Origin of the sequence: Nocardioides sp. CPCC 206348 (genome assembly GCF_048654705.1) — a bacterium.
Classification (GTDB): Bacteria; Actinomycetota; Actinomycetes; order Propionibacteriales; family Nocardioidaceae; genus Nocardioides.
The window spans coordinates 153-506 of the sequence record NZ_JBMCZA010000085.1; the positions used below are offsets into that span (position 1 = coordinate 153).

Here is a 354-nt window from a genome sequence, read left to right on the forward strand (position 1 = left end):
CGATCATGGCGCAGATCTTCTACGGCAACGCACTCACCGAGGCCTTCGGCACCTGACGCCGGGTCTCGCGGCGCCGACCCCTGCTCCCGCTTCCACCGCTTCCACTGCACCTGCAATGTCTCCAGGAGATTCCATGACCGCCGTGCTTCCGCTCGATGACCGGGTCGCCCATGTCGACCAGGCTGCTGAGCACACCATCGAGATCCGTGACGTGTACAAGAGCTTCGGCTCGTCGCACATCCTCAACGGGCTGTCCGTGGACTTCAAGGACGACGCGATCACGACGGTGCTCGGGCCGTCAGGTACGGGCAAGAGCGTGCTGCTCAAGCACATCGTCGGTCTGCTGGAGCCCGA

Annotated in this window: 1 protein-coding gene; it reads left to right on the forward strand. The window is 64.1% G+C overall.

The annotated features are described in order from the left end of the window. Positions 1-133 precede the first annotated feature (133 nt). Positions 134-354, forward strand: a 221-nt coding sequence (locus ACOADB_RS04425; protein WP_378596715.1) for an ATP-binding cassette domain-containing protein, incomplete at its 3' end; no start/stop codon positions are given.